This is a genomic window from Methanolinea mesophila, from assembly GCF_017873855.1.
Lineage (GTDB): Archaea > Halobacteriota > Methanomicrobia > Methanomicrobiales > Methanospirillaceae > Methanolinea_B > Methanolinea_B mesophila.
Genome location: NZ_JAGGKR010000001.1, coordinates 2,279,443 through 2,305,431, shown reverse-complemented (window position 1 = coordinate 2,305,431; position 25,989 = coordinate 2,279,443). Strand labels below are relative to the sequence as shown.

The following is a 25,989-nucleotide window of genomic DNA, read 5'->3' as shown; positions in this document are numbered from 1 at the left end:
TTTATATGAATATTTATAGGTAGTGTTTATTACTTGCAGTAATAAGTGCTCTTTTACCTCACCGCACCACATATCCTTCCATGGAAAGGGAGGCCGTAATCCGGCATCTGGAGGCCTTAGCCCCTCCCGAGCTTGCGGAAGAGTTCGATGCGGGCAGGATCGGGCTGGTTGTGGAGGGCAGGGAAGAGACCGGATCGATATATTGTGCGCTGGATGCGAGCCCGCGGGTGGTGGAGAAGGCGCTTCTTGACGGTACGGACATGCTTGTGGTCCATCACACTCCCATCTGGGCCCCGGTAACGAAGATAGACGGCGATCTCGCGGCGTTTCTACGGGGGGTGCTCAGATCAGGAATGAATGTGTACGTCCTGCACACGAACTTCGACCACGCCCCCGGGGGGGTGAACGACGTGCTGGCGGAGATGCTCCGGCTTTCGGATATCATTCCACTCAGCCTGGGCCTGGTGGGGGATTGTCCTCTATCGATCTCCGAAATCTCCGGTCTGCTCGGGGTGCCGCTCCGGGTGTGGGGCGAGCTTGAGACAGTGTCCCGCCTGGCGGTCGTCGGGGGGAGCGGGTTTGACCCACTCCTGATACGGGAAGCATACGAACAGGGCGCGGATGCCTTCCTCTCTGCCGAACTGAAGCATTCGGTGGCCCGTGCCGCCCCGATCCCCCTCATCGAGGCGACCCATTACTCGCTGGAAGCACCGGCCATGCGGGAACTCGCCCGCAGGTTCGGGTGGAACTATATCGACGACCCTCCCGCTCTCTCGCTATGGACTTCCGGGAACTAGTTGAGACCATCTGCAGGGAAAAATCTCTCACGCCTGCACTGGAGGAAAAGATCCTTGATGTCTGGAAGAGCCGCGGAAGGAAGGCGATCGATGCGGTGAATGAGGGAAGAGTCCTCCGGTACCTGGATTTTTACGTGGTCGAGGGGGGATCGGGGGAATACATCGTGGACGAGGAGTTCTGCACCTGCCGCGACTTCGTTTTCCGCGGGGGGACCTGCTGGCATATTCTTGCGGTCATGATCGCCTGCTGCACCGGCCGTGACGTCCCGGTACAACGGTGGTACCAGGAACGATGGACGGGGGGCAAACACCCCTGATAAACAGTCTTTTATCGTTCCGAAACCGAATAATCTGGTATCACGTGGTTCAAGATGCTGGAAGATGAATATCGGCTGGAATATTTTCAGACACAAGGCCTGATACGGAAACAGTGCAGGAAATGCGGGGCTGCATTCTGGACCCGGAACCCGGACCAGGAGATCTGCGGCGACGCGCCCTGCGAGACCTATAATTTTATCGGGAATCCCGTGTTCCGCCGCCATTCCGTGGACGAGATGCGGGAGGCGTTCCTCTCGTTCTTCGAACGAAACGGCCATACGAGGATTGAACGCTATCCTGTCGTCGCCCGCTGGAGGGACGACATCTATCTCACCATTGCTTCGATTGCCGACTTCCAGCCTTATGTAACCGGCGGCATCGTCCCCCCGCCGGCGAACCCGCTGACGATCTCCCAACCCTGCATCAGGTTGAACGACCTCGATTCTGTCGGACGATCGGGGCGGCATCTCACCCTTTTCGAGATGATGGCCCACCACGCCTTCAACTCGGACCTTGAGGAGATCTACTGGAAAGACCGCACCGTCGAGCTCTGTGAACAGTTCATCGCCTCGATTGGGGGTGATCTCGACAAGGTAACCTATAAGGAACACCCCTGGATCGGAGGAGGAAACGCGGGACCGAGCCTGGAAGTGCTGATCGGGGGGCTCGAGGTCGCCACGCTCGTGTTCATGAACCTCGGCCGGAAAAAAACCCAGAAACCGGGGGTCGACCTCAACGGAGAGACCTACTATCCCATGAGCAACTACATCGTGGATACCGGGTACGGGCTCGAACGGTTCGTATGGGCATCGAAAGGATCCCCTACCATCTACGATGCGGTCTTTCCGGAGATGGTCTCGCGGGTCATGGAATCCGCAGGTATGGAGCACATGCTCGACAATGTCGAGTACACCAAGATTCTCGCGCTCTCGGCCAAGTTCGCCGGGGTTATGGACATATCCGGAACGAACCTCTACCAGCTCCGGAAGAAGGTCGCCACCGCGATCGACGTCCCGATCGAGAAACTCGACCGGATGATCACCCCCATCGAGAAGGTCTACTCGGTAGTCGACCATTCCCGGTGTCTGGCCTATATGCTCGGGGACCTCATCGTCCCCTCGAATGTGCGTGAAGGATACCTGGCCAGGCTCGTACTTCGCCGGACGCTTCGCATGATGAACGACCTCAAAGTTCAGGAGCCTCTTGCAGACCTGGTCGAAGAGCAGATGCGGATCATCGGTACCGGGTCGTTCGAGCAGGACGTGGTGATCATGAGAGAGATCATCGAGCGGGAGGTGGAGAAATATAACCAGACCATGGCCCGCGGGACGAAGATCGTCCAGAAGATCGCCCGGAACTACAAGAGCAAAAGCGAAAGGGTGCCGCTCCGCGAGGTGATCACCCTCTATGACTCCCATGGGATCCCTCCCGAGATCATCAAGGAGGTCGCGGTGGCGGAGGGCGCGGTGGTGGAACTCCCGGACAATTTCTATTCCCTCATCGCCGACATGCACTCGGAGAGCGGCCGGGAAGAGGTTGAAGACCCCTTCGCAAAATTCCGCGAACGGATCGCGGGCCTCCCGGTCACAAGGAGGCTCTACTACGAGCAGACCTGCGACATGGAATTCGACGCGATGGTGATCGACGCCTTCGAGAGCTACGTGGTTCTCGACCAGACGCTCTACTATCCCGAGGGCGGAGGACAGCCTGCAGACACCGGGATGCTCATCGGGGCCGAGAACATGGTGAGGGTCGACGACGTGCAGAAGATCGGCGAGGTGATACTCCACCATATCACCGGCGGCGTGCTCCGGCGCGGTGACCGGGTCAAGGGGATCGTCGACGAAGAGCGGCGGTGGTCCCTGATGCGGCACCACACGGCCACCCACCTCCTTCTCAAGGCGAGCAAGGACGTGCTCGGGGCACACATCCACCAGGCGGGGGCACAGAAGGGGCCTGAAAGTTCGCGCCTGGATATCCGGCATTACAAGCATATCACTCCCGAAGAACTCCACCGGATCGAGATCGACGCAAACCGGATGGTCATGGCCGACCAGCCCGTGGACGTGAGTTTCGAGGACAGAGTGAAGGCCGAGCAGACCTACGGATTCGCCCTTTATCAGGGAGGCGTCCCCCCGGGGAGGGAGATCCGGGTCGTGCAGGTCGGCGGGGACGTCGAGGCCTGTGCCGGCACCCACTGCCGGATGACCGGGGAGATCGGGCTGATCAAGATCATCCGGGTGGAGCATATCCAGGACGGAATCGAGCGGCTTGAGTTTGCGGCCGGGATTGCCGCCCTGGAGTACAGCCACTCGCTGGAGAAGATCGTCGCCGAGTCCGCCGAGATCCTTTCTGTCCAGCAGGAGAACCTTCCCCCGACGGTGGCCCGGTTCTTCACCGAGTGGAAGGACCAGAAGAAAAAGATCGAGCGGCTTTCCCAGCAGGTGGTCGACCTCGAAGTGAAGACTATCGAGCCCGAGATGATCAACGGTGTCCCGGTGGTCGTGAAACGCATCGATCTCCCCCCGCGTGACATGGCGGCGCTGGCAGCATCGGTCTCCGGACAGGGCGGGGTCGCCCTCCTCGCCGGAGGTTCCGAAAGGGCCCACGTGGTGCTCATGTCCGGGACCGAGAACGTCGATGCGGGGGAAGTCATCGGCCAGGTCTGCGGGTTGCTCGGGGGTAAAGGCGGGGGATCGAAGACCATGGCCCAGGGAGGGGGGCCCGAGATCGACAAGGTCGACCTGGCCATCAGGGTCGGCAGGGACAGGATCCTGGCAGCGTTGCAATGAGTGAAGAAGTCATCATCCTGTCGCCCGGCGACTCCCGGGCCCAGAAGATCGCGAAGGCCATCTCGAGCAGCACCGCGAACGATATCCTTCACCTGCTCGGGGACGGGCACCAGACCGCCACCGATATTACCGGGTCCCTCGACCTCCCCATGAGCACGGTGAAATACCACCTGGAAAACCTGCTCGATGCAGGACTTGTGGAGGTAGTGGAGACCAAGTACAGCATCAAGGGGAGGGAGATCAAGGTCTATGCACTGCGGGACCAGCTCCTCATCGTCGCACCGAAAATGCAGAATATCCGGTCGCTCCTCCTCAAATATGCGTCCCTGTTCGCGATCGTGGCGCTGATATCCCTCGCGGGGTTTTTCTACCTCCCCCTGCTCGGCCCCGCGGTCTCGGGACCCACCGGCGGGGGTGGCGGGGTGAATGACGGGAGCTTCGTGCAGGAGCAAAAGTCCGTCGGGATCATGTCCGCCCCCGCCCCCACCTCCGAGGTCGCCCAAAGAGCGTTCGCACCGCCGGCCCCGTCGTTCGACCCGGTCCTCGCCTTCTTCCTCGGAGGATGCCTGGTTATCCTGATGCTGGCGGTCTACGAAGCGTACCTATGGCGGAAGAATAAATAACCGCCCTCTTCAAACCCATTTTTTTACTTTTCCGGAGTACTACGTTGTTTATTTAGCCTGCACGGGACCGGACCGGGGGGGAAATACGACAAATCGGGCATATCCTGTTATGGCGCCGTGGCAGCGGTGCAGAGCCCGGGACATTCATAGACGGAAAGTCTGATCCATCTGGCAATTCCCGACCCGGAAAATTATTTTATATAATATTCCGGAGAAAGACGGAAAAAGGATTTCATTCAGGCGGAAAATTTGTTTTTATCAATCCCGGCAGAGGGTCTTCCCGAAGAGGTCCGGCGTAAGCCCCGCATCACCGGACCGGACGAAACAAATCCAAATGGACCGGACAAAAAGTGGAGTGTTTCTCTATTTATCGTCTCTTTACCAGGAACACCGCACACGCCGCACCGATCGCTGCCAGGGCGACCAGCCCGCCGAGAGGGATGCTGGTGGTACCGGCGCTCGTTTCCGGTGCAACCGTCGTCGCTTCGGTTGACGGAGTGGTCATTTGCGGTTCAAAGACCGAGAACTTGATCGTCGCCATGAAGCCTTTGGGGTCGTAGAAGGAGACATAGTAATTTCCCGGGTCGGACACGTTGATCTTTGTCGAGAAATACCCGTCCTTCTGGCCCATCTGAGTGGTGGTCCTGATGTTCACCGGAGGGATGGCAAAGTCCTTCGGTCCGGTGACATCGAGCGTGAGCGTCGTAACGCCCGAATCGACCAGGTGCCCCTCGATCATCAGGGCATTGTGAAGGTCCTGGTCTTTCGGGACAGTCAGCACGATCTCCTTCGACCGGTCCACGACCTGCACAAGTTTCCAAAGGACCGACCCGCTTCCCAGGCTGCTGGTGAGGTCAGGGGCGAGCTGGGCCTCGACCTTGTACTGGCCGGCCTGGAGGTCGGTGGTGGGGAACGTGACCATGAACGATTTCGTCTCGTCCACGACGACGGTCTTCCTGGCGATCTCGGAGGGAACCGCAAACTCCGTGGGGTAGATTACGATATCGATGAGGGTGCCGACCGGGAACGTGGTAGTGCCCGTCACCACGAGCGGGGCGCCGGCCTGAACCGTTACGGGGGCATCGATGGTGACCAGGTACGCCTGTGCTCCCGCAACAAGGAGGATAAGAAGGATTACTGCCAGACCTACTTTTTTCATAGCTCAATCTGGGACCCGGGGAGGGAATATGTTTGTGGAGCTGTTCTCACCGGATATAGAGGATATGAGTTATATCATTGATTTCTGAAGGTCGATCCCTGAATCTGCCGGTTATCCTCATCCGGACCGGCGGTCAACGACTTCCTCGCTCCCGGATAACTGACGATATATCGGAGATGTTCGCAGTGGTCGCCGCCATCCCGGTCCCCCGGTACAAATCCCTGCGACTTTACTCTACCATATCAATGAAATTTTTCAGGATCCGTATCCCCACCGACCCGCTCTTCTCCGGGTGGAACTGGACACCGTACACCCGGCCCTTTCCGATCACGGACGAGAAGTTGCAGATATAGTCCGTGGTAGCCACCGAATAGCCCGGGTCAGGGTCGGCATAAAAAGAATGGACGAAGTATACGTACTCCCCTCCGGTAAGTCCCTCGAGCAGGGGGTCGCCGTCGCGTGCGCACCGGAGCGAGTTCCATCCCATGTGGGGGATTTTGTACCCCTTTTTCCGGGGAAAACGCCTGACCGTACCGGGGATGAGCGAGAGCCCACGGTGCATACCGTGCTCTTCGCTCCAGTCGAGGAGCATCTGCATCCCGAGGCAGATGCCGAGAACCGGGACCTTTCCTGCGGTCTCAAGCAGGGTCTCCTTCATTTCGCCGAGCTGTTCCATGCCGTCCCGGAAGGCTCCCACCCCTGGAAGGACTATCCCCTCCGCGGCGCCGATCTCCCCGGGATCGGAGGATATCAGGGGAGCGGCACCCGATTTCTCGAGGCCGCGGTAGACGCTCCGAAGGTTCCCGAGGCCGTAGTCAATAATAATAATCTTCTTCATCCGTCACCCGCCCCCTCATCCTCCACCTGCCTTCATTCACCCATTCCTCGGGAAGATTCTGTGAAACCCGCCACTTTTCGAGCCGTTCCGTCCAGGTCTCCCACAAGTCCGGATAACGTTCCGCGATCTCCTCCATCACGGCAAGATCGCTCGATGGGCACATAAAACAGCCGATACGGTCCAGACCCAGAGTATAAAGCGGATTGTAAGGGGCCTTCTCCCGAAAGATATAGAGCCACACGTGGAGCGCGGTCCAGTGCTGTATCGGTGCGGCCGAGATCTGGTTCTTCACCCTGGAGTTCCTCCACACGCGCTCGCTCTTCATGCGCTTCGCCGATTCGTACTTTCTCTGACCGATAAAAGAGAGGCATTCTCCCCATTCGCCCCGTATCAGGCCCCTGACCGGTTCGAGTTTGCACACCCCGCAGCACCAGCGGTAGTCCACCGCAGGGGGTCCCTGCCGTTCGAAGGTCTCCCAGAATGCCGCTTCGCCCGAGGCCCTGATCACCTCGAGCCCGTACTCCTTCCGTGCGGCCTCGACGTTCTCGTAGGTCTCCGGGAACTCGAGCCCGGTGTCGACAAATATGAGCGGAACGTTGCCGATCGCCTTTCTCACCACCAGCAGCGTCGCCAGGCTGTCTTTTCCGCCCGAGTAGGAGATCGTCGCTGGCAGATCGTACCGGCCTGCGATGTCGCTCACGAACTTTACTGCGAGCCATTCCGCTTCATCGATCACCTCCCTGTTCGCCTCGACCGCGTCCTCCCAGGTGGCACAGCCCGGGACTGCGGGGGAACGTACGTTCTTCCTGGTGCGGACGATCGAACCCCGCTCCATACGCCTGGCGGCCTCTGCATCGGTCTTGGCCCTTCCCACCCCGGCACATCCTCCATTCCGGTCGAGAATGAACACCTCATCGCCCTTCCGAACCGAATCGTCTATTTCTGCAAGTCCCGGGGCCAGGACGCTCGCTCCTTCCTCCCGGATCGACTCCACCGCACCGTCATCCACCACCACGAACCGTTTTTCCGGGGTCATGAACACCGATGCTTCCGGCCTGGGGATGGGTTCCCATCGCTTCTCCTCCGGGATGTAGCGGATCGAACCCACCACCGCGCCGCCGAGGACTATCTCTTCCATCCGGTCGGGGTCGGGGACTTTGTTCAGGAGTACGAGGTGCCCGGGGGGGATGAGGGTGCTCCCGAAATGATCCTCGAATATCCGGTTGATGCGGGCGATATCAGACGGGAATGCCGGGCGTGCGTCCCCTGGAGGGGTGACTTTCACCTCCCGGGTCGGCGCCCCGCACCCGCACCGCTCCGAGAGCACGGGGACATGGCAGGTATCGCACCAGCGGAGGAGGATCTTTCCGAGATAAGAAGGGCGCATTTACCCCGAAATATTGTTGTGTATCCCATAAATAGGAAAGGGTGATAGCACGGGCCCGATAACCGCGACCTTATGACCGTTCTTTTCGAACATGGAGCTGTCAGGGTCAATAATAATTTATTACACCCCTCCAAAGATTGATCCGACCATGACCTCCCCCCGTGTTCATTGGCCGGTCCTCGCCGCAATTCTGGTGTTGTTCCTCGTAGCCCCGGTCCTTGCGGGAGGCGGATCCGCCGGTGGAGGAAATTCAGGCCCCGGGGAGGATGTTGCGGGGGCCGGAAGTCAATCCATTGAAGGAGCCGATTCACAGGGATCGTATGGCTCGCCAGTTTCCGGGGATGCCGTTTCCGTGGGCCAGGGAGGGAGCCGGGATGAAGGGGCCTTCTCCCGGAACTCCGATGCAGTTCCCCAGGGTCCGGCCGGAGGGGCGGATGAAGGGGAGGTCTCCGCTCCCTCATCTGTCGCTTCTGCCTGGTCCGGGCAGACGGAATATTCAGGATCGACCGCAGAGGCGGCACCCGCACCCGCAGGCACAGGACAGGGGGGCAGCAGCGAGGGATTGCCCACCATTGACGGATCCGCCACCGGCTCCGGGAGGAACCCCGGGTTTACGGGGATATCCGGCGGGTATGGAGACAATCCGGCCGGGACCGGCCAGGTGGCAAGGGTTCCGCAGCAGGGCGCGCAAGGATCGGCACGTTCGCCGGAAGGCCCGCAGGGGATGGATCCTGCGGGCGAGAAGGGGGCCGCCACGGAAGGATCCGGAGCCCGGGGGCAGGCAAGGGCCGGCGACGCGGGAACGGGTGGAGCCGGACTTTCAGGAGCGGAGAGCAGGGCCTCAGCCGGCCGCTCCCCGGAGTCCGGTTTTACCCCGGGGTGGTCCTACTCCCTGGAGGGGACGATAACCGATGGAGAGGCATATGCGAGGGATATTCCTCGCGGCCCATCGGAAACGAAGGGAAGAGGACCGGGCGGCATGAACGGCGGGCCTGCTGTCCCGCCGGGCCACGTCCCCTACGGTGAAGTCCCCTTCGGGCATATTCCCTACGGACCTAACCCCGCGGGGACGGTCATGTCGCCTGCCCCGCAGGCACAGGAAGATCAGAGGAGGACTCCCCGGCCGCGTTCCTGGCAGCATGCGACGATCGAAACGACGGGGGATACCCCCGCGGTTCCGGCTGCGTTCCCCCTGGTGTTCCCGCCGCTTATCCCCCTGGGATACCGGAGGATCTTCGGGAAGAACGTCCTCGCGAACCCCTCGCGGAAAAGGATCTACGACCATATATGCCAGCACCCGGGAACCGACCTGAACGGGGTCACCGGGGCGTGCGGGATGAACCGCGAGACAACAAGGTATCATCTCAGGCAACTGGCCTCATCCCATAAGATCACCGTGCTGTCGGCAGACGGCAACACACGATACTTCCAGAACCACGGGCTCTTCTCGAGGAGGGACCAGATGGTCATACACCACCTGGAGAAGGGGACTTCGGGCGAGATCCTTCGTTACGTCGCCACCCACCACGGTGCAACCCGGCAGGATATCGCTGAGTACCTGGGAATTGCGGGTCCTACCGTCAGCAGGCACCTCGCAACTCTCGTACGGGAAGGCCTGATCGTGACGAGAAAAGAAGGGAAGTTCCTTCGCTGCGAACTTGGAGCGGATGTATGTATCCCAGGGTCCCCGCTCCGCCTGGAGTTCCCCGAACACCTGCAGGGAGCCTGTTCCGGCTCCTGAACGGGTGAACAGGAAACACGCAATATCCTCAAAAATTAGCCTCTGTTTTTAAATTGCCTATGATTAACGCGTGATTTTCCCCGATGCAAAAGGGATGGTTTAAGATATAGGGTACAGATATTCCTTGTGACACGACCCTGCCATGAGAGGGAGAATTCACTCGCTCATACTCAGGAGTAAAGTGCCAACCATTCTAGCATTCTGTGATGATCATGAACCCACAAGAACAGACCCGATATGGGACGCCATGTGCCGGGGGGATACCGTGATCGCATTTCTGTTGACTACGGTCCTCGCGCTCTTCATCTACCTCCTCCTCACCGCAGGAAGCGGAGATGTGTGGCTATGGTCCCCCTCCGAACTGGTGGCGGGGGTTGCGCTCGCCGTGGTCACCGGGGGTGTCACCAGGAATTTCCTCTGCCGCTCGAGGGACTTCCGGATGGCAAATCCCGCACGATGGCTGCTTCTTCCCGTCTATGTTGCGGGGCCCTTCCTGGTGGAGATGGCGAAAGCCAATCTCGATGTTGCGTACCGCGTGATCACCGGGCGGATCCGGCCCGGTATCATAAAGGTGAAGTCAGGGATGAACACCGACCTGGGGATGTTTCTCCTGGCCAACTCCATCACGCTCACCCCCGGGACGATCACCGTGGACATAGACGAAGAGACCCGCGATCTCTACGTGCATAATATCAATATCCATCCCGGTGAGGAGCAGAAGTCCGAGATTCCCGCAGAAGAACTCTTTTCCCTGGCCAACCTTCCGGCCTGGATCCGGAGGATCGCGGAATGATAGAGTATTTTTACGCGGCAGCACTGATCCTGGTCGCGCTCATCCTGCTCTGCCTGGTACGACTCTACCTCGGACCTACGCCTGCGGACAGGGCCATTGCGGTGGATACGGTCAATACCCTCACGGTTGCGGTCCTTATCCTCCTCGGGGTCTCGTTCCGTCAGATAATCTTCGTCGACGTGGCGATCGTCTATGCGTTGCTCTCGTTCGTGAGCACGCTGTTCATCGCCAAGTACCTGGGAGGGGAGCTCTAGCATGATAGCAGACTGGATTGTGATCGTGCTGCTCGCAATCGGCACGATATTCAATGCCCTCGGGGTACTCGGGCTTCTCCGCTTCCCCGACCTCTATACGAGGATGCACGCGGCGACAAAGGCCACGACATTCGGCTCGATCTTCACCGGCGTCTCGGTCATCGTCTACGGCATATGGATGTACGTGACAGTGGCGGAGGTGCAATACATCACCCTCTCCATCCACGTGCTGATCGCGGTGATCGCACTCGCATTCACGAATGCGGTGAGTTCACACGCTATCGCCCGGGCGGCGCACAGGAGCGGAATACTCCCGAGCCCGGCCGTGGTGGACAGATTGTCGGAGGTGGAACCATGATCCCCGAGATTCTGCATTTCCTGGTGATCGCAGGGCTGATCGTCTCCGCCCTGCTGGTCTATTACTTCAAGGATCTCCTCGCCGCGGCCATCGCGGCGGGGTTCTTCAGCTTCCTGATATCCGTCGAGTTTTACCTTCTCCAGGCCCCCGACGTGGCCATATCCCAGGCAGGCATCGGAGCCGGGCTGACCACGGCGATCTTCATCGTCGCCATCCGGGGGACCACCCGTTACGAGGGTGAGAGGGAGGAGGAGAAATGAAGCGGTTCGTGTCGTGGCTGGTCCTGACGGTCCTGGGGCTGGCCATGCTCACCGTTCCTCTGTTCATGACCTTCGGGGTTCCCGCATACTCCGACATGGACCTGTACTTCCTGAATTACGGGCAGCTCCAGGCCGCCGCCAACAACATCGTGACCAGCGTGGTATTCGATTATCGTGGGTTCGATACCCTTGGCGAATCGGTGGTGCTCTTTACCGCGGTCGTGAGCGTGGGGCTGCTCTTCCGGAAACTGCATGGAGGTGAAGAGCTTGAGGATGAGTAAAATCGTCCGTATCTCGGCGAACCTCCTGTATACTTTCGTCATTATCTTCGGGCTCTACGTGATCCTGCACGGACACCTCACCCCCGGCGGGGGGTTCCAGGGCGGTGCAGTGGTCGCCACAGGCGTCGCCCTGATACTCGTGGCGTTCTCCTACGAAGACGTCCTCGCAATGCTGAAGAAAGTGACCTTCACCCTCCAGGAATCTGCCGGGCTGCTCCTCTTCATCGGGACCGCCCTGCTCGCCATGGGGCTGGGGGTGACGTTCTTCTACAATTACCTCGCCAATAGCGGCTCCCTCTTCGGGATGCCGGTACCGTTCGGGCCCAACCCGGGAGAACTCGACACCGCAGGGGTCATCCCTATCATGAACATCGCCGTCGGGATCGAGGTGTGGGGAGGGCTGGCATTGATTGTATTCTACATGCTTTCCGGCATCGCCAGGGAGAGGGTCTGAATGTTTTTCAATATTCCCTACATCGCCGTAGTGGTCCTGGCCCTGATAGGCCTCGCTACGGTCCTGTTCAAAAGAAATCTCATAAAGATCTTCCTGGGGATCGTTATCCTCGAATCTGCGGTCAACCTGTTCCTCATCGCCCTCGGCTACCGTGAAGGGGGCATCGCCCCGATATACACCAACGCACCCGCAGGTGAGGAGATGGTGTTCTCCACGGTCCAGGCGCTCACCCTCACCTCGATCGTAATCGGGGTCGCCACCACCGCGGTGATGCTCACCTTCGCAATGGTGCTTTGGAAGAAATACGGGTCGATTGAGACGAACAAGATCAGGAGGCTGAAGGAATGAGCCAGGATGTCATAAACGTCATTATTGCCCAGTCCCCCGCACTCCTCATCGCAATACCCCTGGTATTTGCATTTTTCTGTCCATTTATCGGAAAAATTTCCAATACGGTAAGGAATATCTGGGTTGCGGCGGGCATGGCGCTCACCTCCGCAATCGCCCTGATCCTTGCATGGGACGTCTACGCGTTCGGGACCAGGATCTACGTCTTCGGAGCCCAGGCGGCGAACCTTGCGCTCCCGATGGACTCGGGAGGCATACCGGTGAGGATCATCTTCACGGTCGATCCCATGAGCGCCCTGATGCAGATCATCGCGGCAATCACCGGGCTTGCCATAATCCTCTATTCCATAAGCAGCGAGCAACGTCATTCCGGACTTTCGAGTTTCTATACCCTTTACCTGCTGATGATCACCGGTATCATGGGGATGGTCTCCACGGGGGACCTCTTCAATTTCTTCGTGTTCCTGGAGATCCTCTCTATCGCATCGGCGGGCCTGATCGCCTACCGGGTGGACAAAGGGCTCGCGGTGGAAGCCGCCCTCAAGTATTTCGTCCTCTCAACGATCGGCGCACTCGCTATCCTGTTTGCAATAGGGATCTACTACGGTGAATATAACGCACTCAACATCGCGATGATCGCCTCCCGCATGCAGTTTACGGTGCTCGACCAGGTTGCCCTGGTGCTGATCATGGCCGCACTGGCAATGAAATGCGGGTCGGTTCCCATGCACTTCTGGACACCGGACGCGTATTCCATGGCTCCCTCGTCCATCACCGCGATGCTTGTAGTAGCGAGCCAGGCGAGCCTGTACGGGATCTTCCGGGTGCTCTTCACCCTTTACAACGTCACCCTCAACACTGCGACGGTGGGATGGATCATAATCGTGCTCGGGGTGCTCTCCATGGTCGTCGGCGTGACCATGGCGATCCCGCAGAAGAACGTGAAACGGCTGATGGCATACCATGCGATCTCCCAGACCGGGTACATGCTGCTCGGGGTGGGGGTTGGCCTCGCGGTGCTCGGGAACCAGCCCCTGATGGACTCTTTCGGCTATGTCGCCATGGAGGGAGGGATCTTCCACATCATCAACCACGCCATGTACAAGGGCCTGCTCTTCCTGACCGCCGGTGCGGTCTTCTTCCGTATCGGGACCTATAACCTGAACAAGATGGGCGGGCTCGGTCACAGCATGAAGTGGACCATGGTCTTCTTCATCATCGGCGCACTCGCCATTGCCGGGATCCCACCGTTTAATGGTTTTGCCTCGAAATGGATGATATACGAATCGGTGTACGTATTCAACCCGATCCTCGCCGTTATCGCCATGGTGGTAAGCATCCTCACCCTCGCATCTTTCGTCAAGGTCTTCCATTCCATTTTCATGGGGCCGAAACTGCCGGAGCATGCCGATGTGAAAGAAGCCCCGCTTTCCATGCTGATCGGCATGGGAATCCTCGCCGTGATCGTGATCCTCTTCGGGATCTTCCCCGAGGCGGTGGTGAATACCCTTATCGCCCCGGCGGCGCATGCCCTCACGAACCAGGGCGCGTATATCTCGGCGGTCCTGGGAGGTGCGTGAGATGGAAATATTCTCCTCGCTGCTTTCCGGATCGGGGGCCTGGAACCCGCTGGCCTGGTTATTGGCATTCGTGGTGGCTGCGGTTATTGCCTACCTCATCTGGGCCAGGGGCGAGCGTTCCTATAAGAAGGGAACCGAACAGACCGCCCCGTTCATCTCCGGGAACAAGGAACCTCCGAAAGGTGACCTGCACGTAAGGGCGGGAAACCTCTACTGGGGGTATACCGATGCGCTGAAAGGATATTACGAGCGGATCGTCCCGCTCCATTCAGGAGACATGAACGACTATGTGCTATGGTACCTGGGGATCACGGCGCTGATTATGGTGATCGTGGTGGTGTTCTCATGAAACCGACCCGTGCATTCAACGAATCCCTCTGGGCCTTCCACTTCAACTCCGGGTCCTGCAACGGGTGCGAGATAGAAATTGTGGCGGCGATCACCCCTCGTTACGACCCCGAGAGGTTCGGGATCAAGCTGGTGGGATCACCGAAACACGCAGACCTGCTGATCATTACCGGCCCGGTGGTGAAGAAGATGAAGGACCGGCTCCTGCGGGTCTATGCACAGATCCCCGATCCGAAGGTGGTGATGTGCGTCGGCACCTGCGGCATATCGGGAGGGGTATTTTACGACTCCTATAACCTGGAAGGTCCTGTAGACGACGTGGTCCCTGTGGACGTGTACGTTCCCGGGTGCCCCCCCCGGCCGGAAGCGATAATCCATGGGGTAGTAAAGGCCCTGGCAAAACTTGAGCGGATCGAGGGGGTGGGGCAATGAGCCCGGACACCGTCCTCACCGCAGAACAGGTCCCGGAGTACTTCCGGGAGCGGTTCGGCGCCGGAGTGAAAGAGACCCGGGTGACCGAACGGCGCGAAGGGGCAAAGAGGAACCCCAACTTCAACATCTGGATCGACCTGGACCGGGAGCTCCTGAAACCCGCGATACTCGCATTAATGGAACTGGATTACCCGCATCTCGCGGTAATCTCGGGGACCGATCTCGGGGAGGAGATCCGGATGATCTACCACTTCTCCATATACTACGGAAAGAAACACGGGGAGTACACCGTAAGTCTCGCGGTCCACGTTCCGAAGACCGATCTTTCCATTCCCACCATCTCGGACCTGATCCCGGGTGCAGTCTTCACCGAACGGGAAAAGCAGGAGTTCCTGGGGATCAGGGTTGTCGGCATCCCCGACAACCGCCGGCTCTTCCTGCCCGAGGACTTCCCCGAAGGCGTGTATCCCTGGAGGAAGGACGAGACGGGTGTCCCCGACTCCATGGTAAAAGACCTCTACATGTCGCAGCGGCCGACGGACCGGCCCGCACCGCCTGCCGGGGAGAAAGAACTCTGCGAGATTGAACCGAAGGCGGAACCGGCCCCGGCCTCGTCTCCCGAACAACCCACAGAACAGAAGGAGGTGAAGGAATGAGCGGAAACGAAGGGAAGAAAGCGCCCTATGTGGTCCCTATCGGCCCGACACACCCCGCACTGAAGGAACCGGTGATGTTCACCTTCAAGATGGAAGGCGAATCGATAAAGGATGTGGATTTCGCCCCGGGACAGACCCACCGGGGGATCGAATGGATGGGGATGCGAAGGAACCCCGTCCAGATCGTGCACCTCACCGATCGGATATGCGGAATATGCGGGGTGCACCATACCCTCGCATTTGCCCGTGCCGTCGAGCAGATCGCAGAGATCGAGGTCCCGCCAAGGGCAGACTACATTCGGACCATCCTCGCCGAGTTCGAGAGGATACAGTCGCACCTGCTCTGGGCGGGAGTCGCCGCCCACGAACTCGGGTTCGATTCCCTGCTCCACCTCACCTGGAGGGTCCGGGAACAGTCGATGGACGTGATTGAGAACCTCACCGGAAACCGTGTGAATTACGGCATCGTCCAGGTGGGCGGCGTCAGGAGGGACATCGTTCCCGATCAACACAAGATAATCGAAGACTGCCTCTCCACGTACGAGGGGCTGCTCGGGAAACTGCTCGACCTGTTCTTACACGACCGGAGCATCACGCTCAGGTGCAGGGACAGGGGGGTGCTCTCCCGCCAGCAGGCGCTCGAGCTCTGTACCGTCGGTCCAACCGCCAGGGCTTCCGGGGTCAATGCGGACCTCCGGCAGGACTATCCCTACTGCGCATACGGGGACCTCGACATCACCGCGGTGCTCCCCGACCAGCATATGGGCGAGACGAGGGGAGACGTATACGACCGGATCGTCGTCCGGTTGATCGAGGTCGGCCAGTCCTGCGGGATCGTGCGGCAGTGCCTGGACCAGATGCCCTCCGGGCCGATCACCGGGGAAGAGAAGCTCGCGAAGCTCCTCGCAATATGCAAGAAGGCCAGGGGAGAAGCGATAGGCCGGGTCGAAGCCCCCCGCGGCGAATGCTTCCACTACGTCCGGATGAACGGGAAGGAGTCGCCGGAGGGATGGAAGGTGAAAGCCTCCTCCTACAGCAACCTGATGTCCTGGATACCGATGCTTCGAGGCGAACAGATCGCCGATATCCCCATCATCGTGGCGTCCATCGACCCCTGCCTCTCCTGCACCGACAGGGTGGCAGTGGTGAAGGATAATTCCAGACAGATCATGACCAAGGAGGAGCTGCACCGTCTATCGGTGGAGAAGACCAGGAGGCTTTCATCATGAGCACCGCACTCACGGCGGCGATGATAATCGGGTGGACCGTAGTAATCAGCGTCTACGGCATCCTCGTCGGGCTCTTCCTCCTGGGGATCGACCGGAAGCTCGCCGCCCACATGCAGGCGAGGATCGGTCCTCCGCTTCGCCAGCCGTTCCGGGACGTGCGCAAACTCCTGATCAAGGAGAGCGTGATCCCGGCGAATGCCATCCCCTGGATGTTCAACCTCGCCCCGATCATGGCGCTCGCGTCAAGCCTGGTCATCCTCCTCTACCTCCCGGCGGGGAGCGTCATGCCCCCGCTCGGTTCGTACGGGGACCTGATCCTGGTCATGTACCTGCTCACCGTCCCGGCCCTCGCGCTGGTAGCGGGGGGGTTCGCATCCGGTTCGCCCTACGCGACCGTGGGTGCACAGAGAGAGATGGTCACCATGATCGCCTACGAGTTCCCCCTCGCCATCGTGGTGGTAGCGGTGGCCTGGCGGCTCGGGGCTGCAGGGCTTGCCGAACCGTTCACCCTGACGACCATCGCCTCCAATCCCATTTGGTCGGTAGTGGGGCCGCTCGGTATACTCGGGATCCTGCTCCTGCTCTTCATCAGTGCGGCGATCACCCCTGCGGAGCTCTCCCGGATACCGTTCGACACCCAGGAGGCGGAGACCGAGCTCGCCGGCGGGTTGCTGGTGGAGTATTCCGGCCGGAACCTGGCCATGTTCTACCTCTCCCAGGGGGTCAAGTCCCTGGTTATGGGAGCGCTCGTGGTGGCGATCTTCTTCCCGTGGAATATCTCGACATTCGTTGCAATGCCCGCAACAGTGGCATTACCGGTCGACCTCCTGTTCTTCCTGGCAAAAGTCATCCTGGTACTGTTCTTCTCGGTGACCCTCGTCAGGGTCGCGATGGCACGGTTCAGGATCAGCCAGGTAATCCCGGTATACTGGACATACCTGAGCGTGATCGGTCTCGTTGGCCTGCTCCTGCTCATGGCGGACACGGTGATCCCGCTTGCGGGGGTGGGGGCATGAGTTCGCTCCCCATGATCCCGGAACTGCTCCGGCAGCTCTTCCGGACGCCGGCCACCAACAAGTTCCCGGCCAAGTACCTCCCGCCCTCGGTCACGAAATACCTGGAGAAAGTGGGCCGGGGAGAGGCGACGCTCAATCCTCCGATTGCCATCCCCCCGAAGTTCCGCGGCAAGATCTCCTATGACCGGGACGGGTGCATCGGCTGCAGCTTGTGCGTTAAAATTTGCCCGTCCAATGCCATCGAGTTGATTAAAGAGACGAAAAGGATCCGCATCTGGGTCGACCAGTGCATCTTCTGTTCGCAATGCACCGACATCTGTCCGAAGGGCGGGCTGAAGATGACCGGGGAGTATCTGCTTGCCGACGAAAACCGGTACTCTGAGAACCTGATCGTCGAATAAATCCCTTTTTTTGCGTTGATAGCACAGCGATTCTCCTGTCGTCCACAGTGTATTCCGCTCCTCCACTCCCGTAGCACCATCATTGCGATATTTCCGGAATGACAGATACCCGCCGGTAATTGCTCGAGGGGAAGGGTATTTAACAAATTCTTTTCCCGGAAATCCCGATCACGCGAATCGGCAAGGAACTTTATTCCCGCAATCGGCCAGGGATCTCCTGCGACAGATTTTTGCCTCCAGGGATGTATGCTGTGCTCGAGGAACATCATGAGGATCTGCTGTAGTATCCTGATCCTGGCACTCCTAGCACTCGCGGGTTCCGTATCCGCGGGGATAGGCTTAGATTCGATTCCTGTCTCTCCCCCGGGGGATCTGGTGGGCGGGGATACCCGGGTTGAATCTTCATTCACACTCACCTTCATCGCGATGTCGGGCGAAACCTCCCCCCAGGAAACACTGGATCTCGCTACCGGCCTTGCGGACCCGAAATGGAGCGTCACGGTATTTGACGAGGGAGGGGAAAAGGTATGGAAGACAGGGACCACCACCCACCTTGTCCTCGAAGGAAAGGATCTCATCTATCCAGCTTCGGGGAAGATCCCCGTCCGGATAAACCTTACGGGAACCGCACCGCAGGTTTCGGAAACTGGTCGGGTCGAGGTCGTGGCGCTGACGGTCATCCCGGGAAACAACAGACTGGTTGAATCGAGGACCGTTGTCCCGGGGCCGGGCGGTGGGAGCGGCGCCGACTCCATATCCGGCACGGTTCCGGCCGAAGAGGGTGAACATCCTTCGGGAGAGGTCACATTAGTGGCGGACCCCGGGGAAGCGGCAGAAGACCGGGGTGGCAGCACACCGGGGAGCAGCATCTTCGATCAGATACTCTCATTTTTCAGGAACCTTTTCGGCTGACCCATCGGGATAATTTATTTTTTTCCCAGTGTTCCGGGTGATCTTCCGGCGGTCATGATCCGGAGTACCCGGCCATGATTGCAGCAAATCGCGCATAACGGGGATTTCCGCGGGATGCGGGCATATTCAACAGAACACCGGATCCGGCAGTCCTCTTCGCGGCCGTACCCCGAACCCGGATGTTCCCTCCGGGCCAGGGCCGTCCGGCACCGGGTTTTCTCCTGTCAAACGAAAGCAGAATACCGCCAGGGAATCCCTTCCCCTGCGTCCCTTACCCCTGATCCTCGTCATATTCCAAAATTTCCCGAAACGATCCCTCCCTGAGCAGGTCCATGAACCGGTCCGCCCCTTCCTTCACGGCAGGGGAGAGCCCGTCTCCCATGATCATGGATTCAGGCTGGATCCCTACAAAAACGATCCGGCCCGCATCCGGTGAAAGGTAATCGATAAGGTGGCTGAGGGGGAGCGCATGCGTTCCGATGCTCACGTCGGCGATGCGGTCGGGCGGGACCACCCTGAACTCTCCGGGGGTGAGCCCCATCTCCGCCGCGTCCACGAGGATCAGGATCCCGGGGTGCACCTTCCGCACAGGAGAGGTGAAATTCTCGGGCACGGTCCCGCAATCGAACACGGTCCAGTCATCGTCCCTGAACCTTGAGGCGATATAACTCCCGACCCCGTCATCTCCAAGGAGCGTGTTCCCGATTCCCATCAGCACGTTCATGGTGCCGCAGGCACCTTCCTGACGGCTCCGGGGTCTTCCCGCGCCCGGTAAGTTACCGGTTCAGGAAAGTTCATGTCACCCTCCCCTTGAAAAACTCCCGTGCTTTGCAGGGATCGTCGGTGGCGAACCCGTCAACCCCGAGCCGTTGTGCCCTGGCGAACTCGGGTTCTCCGTTCAAAGTCCAGGGAATTACCTGGAGATGCTCCTTGTGCGCTTTCGTAACCAGATCTTCCGAGAGGAGAGTAAATTTGGGGAGAATTGCATGGGTCTTGATCGTGATGGCGCGTCGAAAAGAGTCCCCGGTATCTTTCGAGAAGATTAGCCCTGTCCGCGCACCGGGAAGCAGTTCCTTTACCCTGGACAGGCTTTCCTGGTGAAACGAGACGAAATACACGTCGGAGGGCCCCGAGTCCCTGATTATCCTGCAGATATCCTCTTCGCTCCCCTCTTCTTTTATTTCTACGAAGAGCCCGCAGGTATCCTTCACTTCCCGGGAGACCTCCTCCAGTGCAGGAATGCGTTCTCCGAGGCCCGCATCGAACTCCCGCAAGGTATCGAAGGGGTATTCCTTCACCTCGCCCGTCCCGTCGGTAGTCCTGTCCAGGGTAGGATCGTGTATCACCACGACTCTCCCGTCATTGGTCATCCGGGCGTCGATCTCCACGTAATCGGCACATCCCATCCCACGACGGATCGCCCGGAGGGTATTCTCGGGCTCCAGTGCCCTGGCTCCGCGATGGCCCACGATAAACATCACCGATCACCCATTGCTGATACAACAGGAGTGAACGGGACAATATAAACCCCCCTTATCGGGCCCGGCCTTTCCTCACCGGATGTTCCACGGGGATGTTCGTGTCACGCGAGTGTAATACGACGGTTCCTATCGTTGACCCGGTGAACTACCAGCTCCCACCGCAATTGTTTAGAACTATGATTGTCGTAGAGTTTCTCGATTTTAATGAAGGTCCTTGTAATAATGGGCAGCCCGCACAAGGGAAACACCTATGCCGCAGCAAAGAAGATCGAGGAGTCCATGAGGCGAAGGTCCGCCGTGGAGTTCGATTACCTGATGCTCTCGGAGGCCAACCTGTCCCCCTGCAGGGGTTGTTTTGTTTGTTTCATGAAGGGTGAGGGTTTTTGCCCTATCGAGGACGATGCATCCCTGATACTGCAGAGGCTCGAGGATGCCGACGGAGTAATCTTCGCGTCGCCTGTATTCGGGATGAATGTCACCGGACTTATGAAGACATTTATCGACCGGTTCTCCTATGTCTTTCACCGTCCGAGGTTCTTTGAGAAAAAGGCCCTGCTCCTCTCGACTACAGGGGCGCTCGGTCAGAAGGACGTGATCAAATACCTGGATATGGTCGCCAGGATTTGGGGGTTCGAGGTGGTGACGGGCGCAGGGCTCATCACGCCCAGGGTCGGGGGCACGCGGTGGTTCACCCCGGAACAGGAGGACGAACTTGACCTGGCCGGAAAAAAATTCCTCGAAGCGCTCCGGCGTAAAACGCGGAGATCTCCGTCGTTTATGGACGTCATAGTATTCCATGCCCAGCGCTGTTCGTTCAACATCCTCGCGGAAGAGGCTCCCCTGGATCATGAGTACTGGAAGGAGCATGGATGGTTCGACCCGGGCAGGAGATATTACGTGGACGTCCGGGTGAACCCGCTCTACAACTTTATCGGGTTGCTGGCAGAAAGGGTATTTCGGAGACGTATAGAGAGAGACCGGATAAAGGGGTGGTACAAGTCCACTTATTCGCCCAAAAACACCTGAAATTCTTCGACGAGAAGGGAATAACATTAAATATTTTTCGTGGGTCTTCATGATTTAACGCAAAAAAAACCTGATGACCGGAGGAATATGTCGGACGATACGGAACACTGCACCGAACTCCCCGGAATGGCGGAGTCCTACTGGATCGCGACTTCGGAAAAGACCGCATTTCCCCCGCTCGCAGGTGACGGAAGGGTGGATGTCACCGTTCTCGGGGGTGGGATCGCCGGTGTAACCGCGGCATACCTCCTGAAACATTCAGGTTTCACGGTAGCCCTCGTTGAGGCCGGGCGGATTGTCAGCGGGACGACTGGTTACACCACGGCGAAACTGACCTCGCTGCACCGGCTCATCTACGGCCACCTGGTCGATTCCTTCGGGAGCAGTAAAGCCCGGCAGTACGCCGACGCGAACCAGAACGCGATCGAGAAAGTGGGTGATCTCGTCAGGGAGCTCTCGATCGATTGCGGCTTCGTGCGGAAACCGGCTTATACCTATGCAGAATCGGAATCTTCAAGACCCGGGGTCGAGAGGGAGGCCGATACTGCAAAGGTACTCGGCCTTCCCGCACGATTCGTGGAAGAGATACCCCTCCCCGTGGAATCGCACGGTGCCGTCCGGGTGGATAACCAGGCACAGTTTCACCCGAGAAAATATCTCCTTGGTCTCGCCGCAAGGATCCCAGGCAACGGGAGCCATATTTTCGAGAATACCAGGGCGCTCGATCTCACAGAGATCAAGGACTACGTGAAGGTCACCACCGCGGGCGGGGATCTTGAATCGGATGCGGTGGTCCTGGCGACGCATTATCCGGTGTTCGACCGCCCTGGAACGTACTTCTCCAGGCTTTCGCCCTCGAGATCATACGCAATCGGTGCCCGGATAGACGACCCCTTCCCGGAAGGCATGTTCATCAATGCCGCCGGGACCGTTCATTCCTGGCGCTCACACCGGGATTCCGGGAAGGAACTGGTCATCGTGACCGGTGAAGAGCATCCGACGGGATCTGTCACCGATACGCGCGCCAACTACCGGGGGCTCGAAGCATACGCACGGACTGTGTATGACGTGCGATGGATAGACTACCACTGGTCTGCGCAGGACTATTTCACCCCGGACAGAGTTCCGTATATCGGCCAGATCGCAGAGGGGCACGAGAGGATCTTTGTCGCGACGGGATTCAACAAATGGGGGATGACGGCCGGGACCGCTGCGGCCATGATCCTTACCGACCTGGTCAGTGGACGTTCGAGTCCCTGGGCGGAGGTGTTCTCGCCGTCGAGATTCGAAGCGGGGGAACTGCCCGAAGGAGGGCTGGAAGAATTCCTGAAGGCTGCGGGTGGCGAGATAGAAACCCCGTCAGGCCCGTATTATAAGGAACTTGCGTCCGTCCCGAACGGCGAAGGCTCTGTCATCAAAATCGGGGAGAAGAAGGTCGCCATTTACAAAGATGCCGCAGGAAACGAGCATACTCTCGATCCGACCTGTATGCATATGGGCTGCAGAGTCAGGTGGAACAATGCGGAGGGGTCATGGGACTGCCCGTGTCACGGCTCACGCTATAATCCCGAAGGGCAGGTAATCGAAGGGCCGACAGTAAGAGACCTCGTGAAGATGAAAATAAAAAGGCGTTAGGGTTTGGCCCTTTATCATACATCCTTTTTGCATAACGCATCCCGTTCTGGCGGATCTCCCTCGTTACGATCCAGGTATACCTGCTCCTGCCGGGACCCCCGCGTTTCGACCCCGGTAAACATCCCGGATCCCTGCGAGGGCCTGAAATGACCGGTATCTTTCAACGCAGGCACGGATTCCGTTTTTACAGGTGTGCTCCCGGGGGATTGTCCGTGTTTGTGCCGATATCCTTATATAAAGCAATCGCCACCTACTTTTCCAGAGCAAGAGGTGAATATGACTCCAAAAATTCTTCTCACCCTGATTTTATCGATCGGCCTGATGCTCGCATGCATGCCGATCGTTTCAGCATACCAACCCGTGACCCTCCCGGCAACGCCGGAGATAACGCAGCCGATCGCGCCGGGGCAAGGGACCGGCTATTTCCTGATCTCGTCCTTCCCCTCGGGTGCAGACGTGTATTTCGACGGGCCATACGCGGGAGAGACTCCGGTGACCATCCCGGTTTCAATCACCGGGAACCCGAAGCACACGATCACGATCAGCCTCCCGGGGTACGACACCTATACCCAGACCTATAACGGGAACCCCCAGGACGGCCAGACTATCACCATCTCCGCGACCCTGACGCCAAGTGCCTCGACCGGGCAGATCAACGTGCAGTCCTATCCCTCGGGTGCGATAGCATATCTCGACCGGGGTCAGTCCCAGACCACCCCGGCATACTTCACCAATGTTCCCGTCGGATCTCACGAGATTTCAGTGTACCTGTCAGGATATCAGACGTATTTCAGCAGCGTGACCGTGTACAAGGCCCAGACCTCCGTCGTGAATGCACAACTCTCACCGGTCGTCAGCACCGGGACGCTTTCGATCAGTTCGAGCCCGAGCGGTGCCGCAGCCTACGTTGACGGCATTTACCAGGGGATCACCCCCACCTCGGTCGGGAGCCTCGCCGCCGGAAGCCATACGGTGATCCTCTCCCTTGCAGGCTACCAGGATTACATCACCACGGCGACGGTCCAGGCAGGATCGGTGACACACATCTCGGCAACCCTGGCCAAGGATCCGTCGCCGATCTACGGTACGGTATCGCTTACCTCAGACCCCTCGGGTGCATATGTCTATGCCGACGGGAAGTACGTAGGCCAGACTATCCCCAACAGGCCACTCGTCTCCACTCAGGTCACTCCGGGGTACCATACCCTCCTCCTCTCGAAAACGGGGTACCAGGACTACACCACCAGCGGGACGGTGTATGCCGGCCAGAACCTCGTCCTTTCCGTAACCCTCACCCCCAATCCCCAGAAGCCGGATACCGGCAGCATCGCCATCTCGTCCTCCCCTACGGATGCGGATATCTACCTTGACAATGTGTTCAAGGGGATCACCCCCTCCACGATAGACTCCATTACCCCGGGGACTCATTCACTTCTCCTGAAGCTGAACGGATACCAGGACTACTCCTCCCAGATCCAGGTGACCGCGGGACAGACCACCCAGGTCTCGGCAACCATGGTACAGGTAACGACTCCCACTCCGACTCCGACGACGGGGAGCGCCGCTTTCATAGGAGTGGCGGCGGTGGCCCTCCTGGTGCTCCTGGTAAGGCGAAAGCCGGAAAATTAATTTTTTTCTTGGTGTAATGCTTCACCTGATACCCTTATGACCCCTGGACGCCCTGCATCCCGTTCCCACTTCAACCTCCGGATCGCCCTGTTGTTCTCCCTCGCTTTTGTGCTGATACCGCTTTCCGGCTGCCTGATCTCGGGTTCGACCACGCCTCCCGGGGATCTTACGGCACCGCAGTGGCACCTGGTGACCTACCGGGGAGATGACGACAGAGACATTCCGGCGATCGGAGAGGTCACCCTGCAGTTCAGCCCGGATGGCACCCTCCAGGGGAACAGCGGGTGCAACCAGTATACCGCGGCTTACACCGTCGAGGGCGAACTGATCACCATCGGAACGCTCACTTCAACCGAGCGGTCCTGTGCGGAACCTTCCGGTATTATGGGCCAGGAGGCAGAATTCCTCTCCCGTTTATCCAACACCACCCGGTATCATGTGTCGGACAATTACCTGATCCTCTCTTACTACGACGTCGAGAAGCTGCTCGTATTCGAAAAAGGGTAATCGGATCGGACACGGTCCTACGGTATGTGACCGCGTTTCCGGAACAGCTCCCCTATCCCCTTGCCAGGAGGGACCCTTGACAGGTAATAACGGATCACCAGGAGGGCCAGTGCCGACCCGATCACGTCGGAGATCAGGTCCCCGATGGTGTCTCCCATCCCGTTGTTATACGAGGTCTTGGCCAGCACGTCGATGTAGAACTCAGTGACTTCCCAGGCAACGAAGAATACCACGGTTATCGTGATCGTTGCCAGAATTACTGTCCTAAGCTTCAGGCGTACCCCATAGTAATCGAGGGCAACGAAAAACGTGAAGATTACCAGCAGGAGGGCGAGCGCCGATACCACGTGGGCGACTTTGTCGTAAAAAGGTGCAAATTTCCAGTAAAAACGGTCGATTCCGCCAGCGACATGGAGGAGGAGGGCCAGGGCGATGAGCGGCTTCACCCCGGCCGGGAAGGTGATCTTTCCAATGTACTCAACGGCCAAGGGGAGGAGCGAAAACGCCAGCGCCGGGATCAGGACCACGAAAAACCGGAAAGTATCACCGATTACCAGCGCCTGGAGTGCGTAATATAGAAAAATCAGCACGAAGAGGCCGAGAACCAGGTTTTCTATCCTGCGCAGGTTCACGTAAAATCCCTGATTTAATTTGGTGCATAGACATAAAAAATATGTTTTATTGATCGGTCTTTCGTCATCCTGCACGAGCGGGGATATTTACCCGCAGAACCG

General features: G+C 58.9%; 30 protein-coding genes. 24 read left to right on the top strand and 6 right to left on the bottom strand.

Features of this window, described 5'->3' with window-relative positions; genetic code table 11:
• The first annotated feature begins 80 nt into the window (after positions 1-80).
• Genes J2741_RS11045 through J2741_RS11030 form a run of 4 tightly spaced genes read left to right on the top strand, consistent with a single transcriptional unit; the run spans position 81 to position 4,530 of the window.
• Positions 81-797, top strand: coding sequence for a Nif3-like dinuclear metal center hexameric protein (locus J2741_RS11045; RefSeq protein ID WP_209675306.1), 717 nt, complete (start codon positions 81-83; stop codon positions 795-797).
• On the top strand, positions 779-1,114 hold the full coding sequence (locus tag J2741_RS11040; RefSeq protein WP_209675305.1) for an SWIM zinc finger family protein: 336 nt from the start codon (positions 779-781) through the stop codon (positions 1,112-1,114). Before J2741_RS11045 ends, J2741_RS11040 begins: the two co-directional genes overlap by 19 nt.
• Before the next feature lie 54 nt (positions 1,115-1,168).
• Positions 1,169-3,907 carry an alanine--tRNA ligase gene (alaS, locus tag J2741_RS11035; RefSeq protein WP_209675304.1) on the top strand — a complete coding sequence of 913 codons (2,739 nt, stop codon included), beginning with the start codon at positions 1,169-1,171 and terminating at the stop codon, positions 3,905-3,907.
• Positions 3,904-4,530, top strand: a complete 627-nt coding sequence (locus tag J2741_RS11030; protein WP_209675303.1) for an ArsR/SmtB family transcription factor — start codon at positions 3,904-3,906, stop codon at positions 4,528-4,530. The genes alaS and J2741_RS11030 overlap by 4 nt, the downstream gene beginning before the upstream one ends.
• A gap of 367 nt (positions 4,531-4,897) precedes the next feature.
• Here the strand turns inward: J2741_RS11030 and J2741_RS11025 are convergent, their stop codons facing one another.
• From J2741_RS11025 to J2741_RS11015, 3 genes are all read right to left on the bottom strand, one after another.
• Positions 4,898-5,689, bottom strand: coding sequence for a hypothetical protein (locus J2741_RS11025; RefSeq protein ID WP_209675302.1), 792 nt, complete (start codon positions 5,687-5,689; stop codon positions 4,898-4,900).
• Positions 5,690-5,918: 229 nt separating this feature from the next.
• The gene (hisH, locus tag J2741_RS11020; protein ID WP_209675301.1) at positions 5,919-6,527 is read right to left on the bottom strand and encodes an imidazole glycerol phosphate synthase subunit HisH; all 609 of its coding nucleotides are present in this window, start codon (positions 6,525-6,527) and stop codon (positions 5,919-5,921) included.
• Positions 6,505-7,914: a phosphoadenosine phosphosulfate reductase domain-containing protein gene (locus J2741_RS11015; protein WP_209675300.1), complete on the bottom strand. Its 1,410-nt coding sequence runs from the start codon at positions 7,912-7,914 to the stop codon at positions 6,505-6,507. Before J2741_RS11015 ends, hisH begins: the two co-directional genes overlap by 23 nt.
• A 148-nt stretch (positions 7,915-8,062) precedes the next feature.
• On the opposite strand from J2741_RS11015, the gene J2741_RS11010 reads away from it, so the two are divergent.
• From J2741_RS11010 to J2741_RS10935, 16 genes are all read left to right on the top strand, one after another.
• Entirely contained in the window at positions 8,063-9,655 is a 1,593-nt protein-coding gene (locus tag J2741_RS11010) for a helix-turn-helix domain-containing protein (RefSeq protein ID WP_209675299.1), read from the top strand.
• A gap of 181 nt (positions 9,656-9,836) precedes the next feature.
• Positions 9,837-10,448, top strand: a complete 612-nt coding sequence (locus tag J2741_RS11005) for a Na+/H+ antiporter subunit E (RefSeq protein WP_342452262.1) — start codon at positions 9,837-9,839, stop codon at positions 10,446-10,448.
• Positions 10,445-10,702, top strand: coding sequence for a monovalent cation/H+ antiporter complex subunit F (locus J2741_RS11000; RefSeq protein ID WP_209675298.1), 258 nt, complete (start codon positions 10,445-10,447; stop codon positions 10,700-10,702). The genes J2741_RS11005 and J2741_RS11000 overlap by 4 nt, the downstream gene beginning before the upstream one ends.
• Before the next feature lies 1 nt (position 10,703).
• The gene (mnhG, locus tag J2741_RS10995; protein WP_209675297.1) at positions 10,704-11,060 is read left to right on the top strand and encodes a monovalent cation/H(+) antiporter subunit G; all 357 of its coding nucleotides are present in this window, start codon (positions 10,704-10,706) and stop codon (positions 11,058-11,060) included.
• Positions 11,057-11,320, top strand: a complete 264-nt coding sequence (locus tag J2741_RS10990) for a DUF4040 domain-containing protein (protein WP_209675296.1) — start codon at positions 11,057-11,059, stop codon at positions 11,318-11,320. Before mnhG ends, J2741_RS10990 begins: the two co-directional genes overlap by 4 nt.
• Positions 11,317-11,601: a hydrogen gas-evolving membrane-bound hydrogenase subunit E gene (gene mbhE, locus J2741_RS10985; RefSeq protein WP_209675295.1), complete on the top strand. Its 285-nt coding sequence runs from the start codon at positions 11,317-11,319 to the stop codon at positions 11,599-11,601. Before J2741_RS10990 ends, mbhE begins: the two co-directional genes overlap by 4 nt.
• Positions 11,594-12,055: an MnhB domain-containing protein gene (locus J2741_RS10980; RefSeq protein WP_245249499.1), complete on the top strand. Its 462-nt coding sequence runs from the start codon at positions 11,594-11,596 to the stop codon at positions 12,053-12,055. The genes mbhE and J2741_RS10980 overlap by 8 nt, the downstream gene beginning before the upstream one ends.
• Positions 12,056-12,403 carry a sodium:proton antiporter gene (locus J2741_RS10975; protein WP_209675293.1) on the top strand — a complete coding sequence of 116 codons (348 nt, stop codon included), beginning with the start codon at positions 12,056-12,058 and terminating at the stop codon, positions 12,401-12,403.
• Complete coding sequence (locus J2741_RS10970) at positions 12,400-13,983, top strand: proton-conducting transporter transmembrane domain-containing protein (RefSeq protein WP_209675292.1); 1,584 nt, start codon at positions 12,400-12,402, stop codon at positions 13,981-13,983. Before J2741_RS10975 ends, J2741_RS10970 begins: the two co-directional genes overlap by 4 nt.
• Position 13,984: 1 nt before the next feature.
• Positions 13,985-14,332 carry a hydrogenase gene (locus tag J2741_RS10965; RefSeq protein WP_209675291.1) on the top strand — a complete coding sequence of 116 codons (348 nt, stop codon included), beginning with the start codon at positions 13,985-13,987 and terminating at the stop codon, positions 14,330-14,332.
• Positions 14,329-14,763, top strand: coding sequence for an NADH-quinone oxidoreductase subunit B family protein (locus J2741_RS10960; protein ID WP_209675290.1), 435 nt, complete (start codon positions 14,329-14,331; stop codon positions 14,761-14,763). Before J2741_RS10965 ends, J2741_RS10960 begins: the two co-directional genes overlap by 4 nt.
• Complete coding sequence (locus tag J2741_RS10955) at positions 14,760-15,419, top strand: NADH-quinone oxidoreductase subunit C (protein WP_209675289.1); 660 nt, start codon at positions 14,760-14,762, stop codon at positions 15,417-15,419. The genes J2741_RS10960 and J2741_RS10955 overlap by 4 nt, the downstream gene beginning before the upstream one ends.
• Positions 15,416-16,648 carry a hydrogenase large subunit gene (locus J2741_RS10950; protein ID WP_209675288.1) on the top strand — a complete coding sequence of 411 codons (1,233 nt, stop codon included), beginning with the start codon at positions 15,416-15,418 and terminating at the stop codon, positions 16,646-16,648. Before J2741_RS10955 ends, J2741_RS10950 begins: the two co-directional genes overlap by 4 nt.
• Positions 16,645-17,664, top strand: coding sequence for a respiratory chain complex I subunit 1 family protein (locus J2741_RS10945; protein WP_209675287.1), 1,020 nt, complete (start codon positions 16,645-16,647; stop codon positions 17,662-17,664). The genes J2741_RS10950 and J2741_RS10945 overlap by 4 nt, the downstream gene beginning before the upstream one ends.
• Positions 17,661-18,065: a 4Fe-4S binding protein gene (locus J2741_RS10940; protein WP_209675286.1), complete on the top strand. Its 405-nt coding sequence runs from the start codon at positions 17,661-17,663 to the stop codon at positions 18,063-18,065. Before J2741_RS10945 ends, J2741_RS10940 begins: the two co-directional genes overlap by 4 nt.
• Positions 18,066-18,311: 246 nt before the next feature.
• Positions 18,312-18,977, top strand: coding sequence for a hypothetical protein (locus tag J2741_RS10935; protein WP_209675285.1), 666 nt, complete (start codon positions 18,312-18,314; stop codon positions 18,975-18,977).
• Between the two features lie 271 nt (positions 18,978-19,248).
• On the opposite strand, the gene hycI is transcribed toward J2741_RS10935, so the two are convergent.
• Positions 19,249-19,701, bottom strand: a complete 453-nt coding sequence (gene hycI / locus J2741_RS10930) for a hydrogenase maturation peptidase HycI (RefSeq protein WP_209675284.1) — start codon at positions 19,699-19,701, stop codon at positions 19,249-19,251.
• Positions 19,702-19,771: 70 nt separating this feature from the next.
• Entirely contained in the window at positions 19,772-20,455 is a 684-nt protein-coding gene (locus tag J2741_RS10925) for a glycerophosphodiester phosphodiesterase (protein ID WP_209675665.1), read from the bottom strand.
• A gap of 207 nt (positions 20,456-20,662) precedes the next feature.
• Between J2741_RS10925 and J2741_RS10920 the strand changes: the two genes are divergently transcribed.
• From J2741_RS10920 to J2741_RS10905, 4 genes are all read left to right on the top strand, one after another.
• The gene (locus J2741_RS10920; RefSeq protein ID WP_209675283.1) at positions 20,663-21,484 is read left to right on the top strand and encodes a flavodoxin family protein; all 822 of its coding nucleotides are present in this window, start codon (positions 20,663-20,665) and stop codon (positions 21,482-21,484) included.
• 87 nt (positions 21,485-21,571) lie between these two features.
• Positions 21,572-23,119 (top strand): FAD-dependent oxidoreductase, encoded by a 1,548-nt coding sequence (locus tag J2741_RS10915; RefSeq protein ID WP_209675282.1) that lies wholly within the window; start codon positions 21,572-21,574, stop codon positions 23,117-23,119.
• A gap of 276 nt (positions 23,120-23,395) precedes the next feature.
• On the top strand, positions 23,396-24,748 hold the full coding sequence (locus J2741_RS10910) for a PEGA domain-containing protein (protein ID WP_209675281.1): 1,353 nt from the start codon (positions 23,396-23,398) through the stop codon (positions 24,746-24,748).
• A gap of 36 nt (positions 24,749-24,784) precedes the next feature.
• Entirely contained in the window at positions 24,785-25,255 is a 471-nt protein-coding gene (locus J2741_RS10905) for an META domain-containing protein (RefSeq protein ID WP_209675280.1), read from the top strand.
• A 17-nt stretch (positions 25,256-25,272) separates the two neighbouring features.
• Here J2741_RS10905 and J2741_RS10900 read toward each other — a convergent pair whose 3' ends face one another.
• Positions 25,273-25,887: a hypothetical protein gene (locus J2741_RS10900; RefSeq protein ID WP_209675279.1), complete on the bottom strand. Its 615-nt coding sequence runs from the start codon at positions 25,885-25,887 to the stop codon at positions 25,273-25,275.
• Positions 25,888-25,989 lie beyond the last annotated feature (102 nt).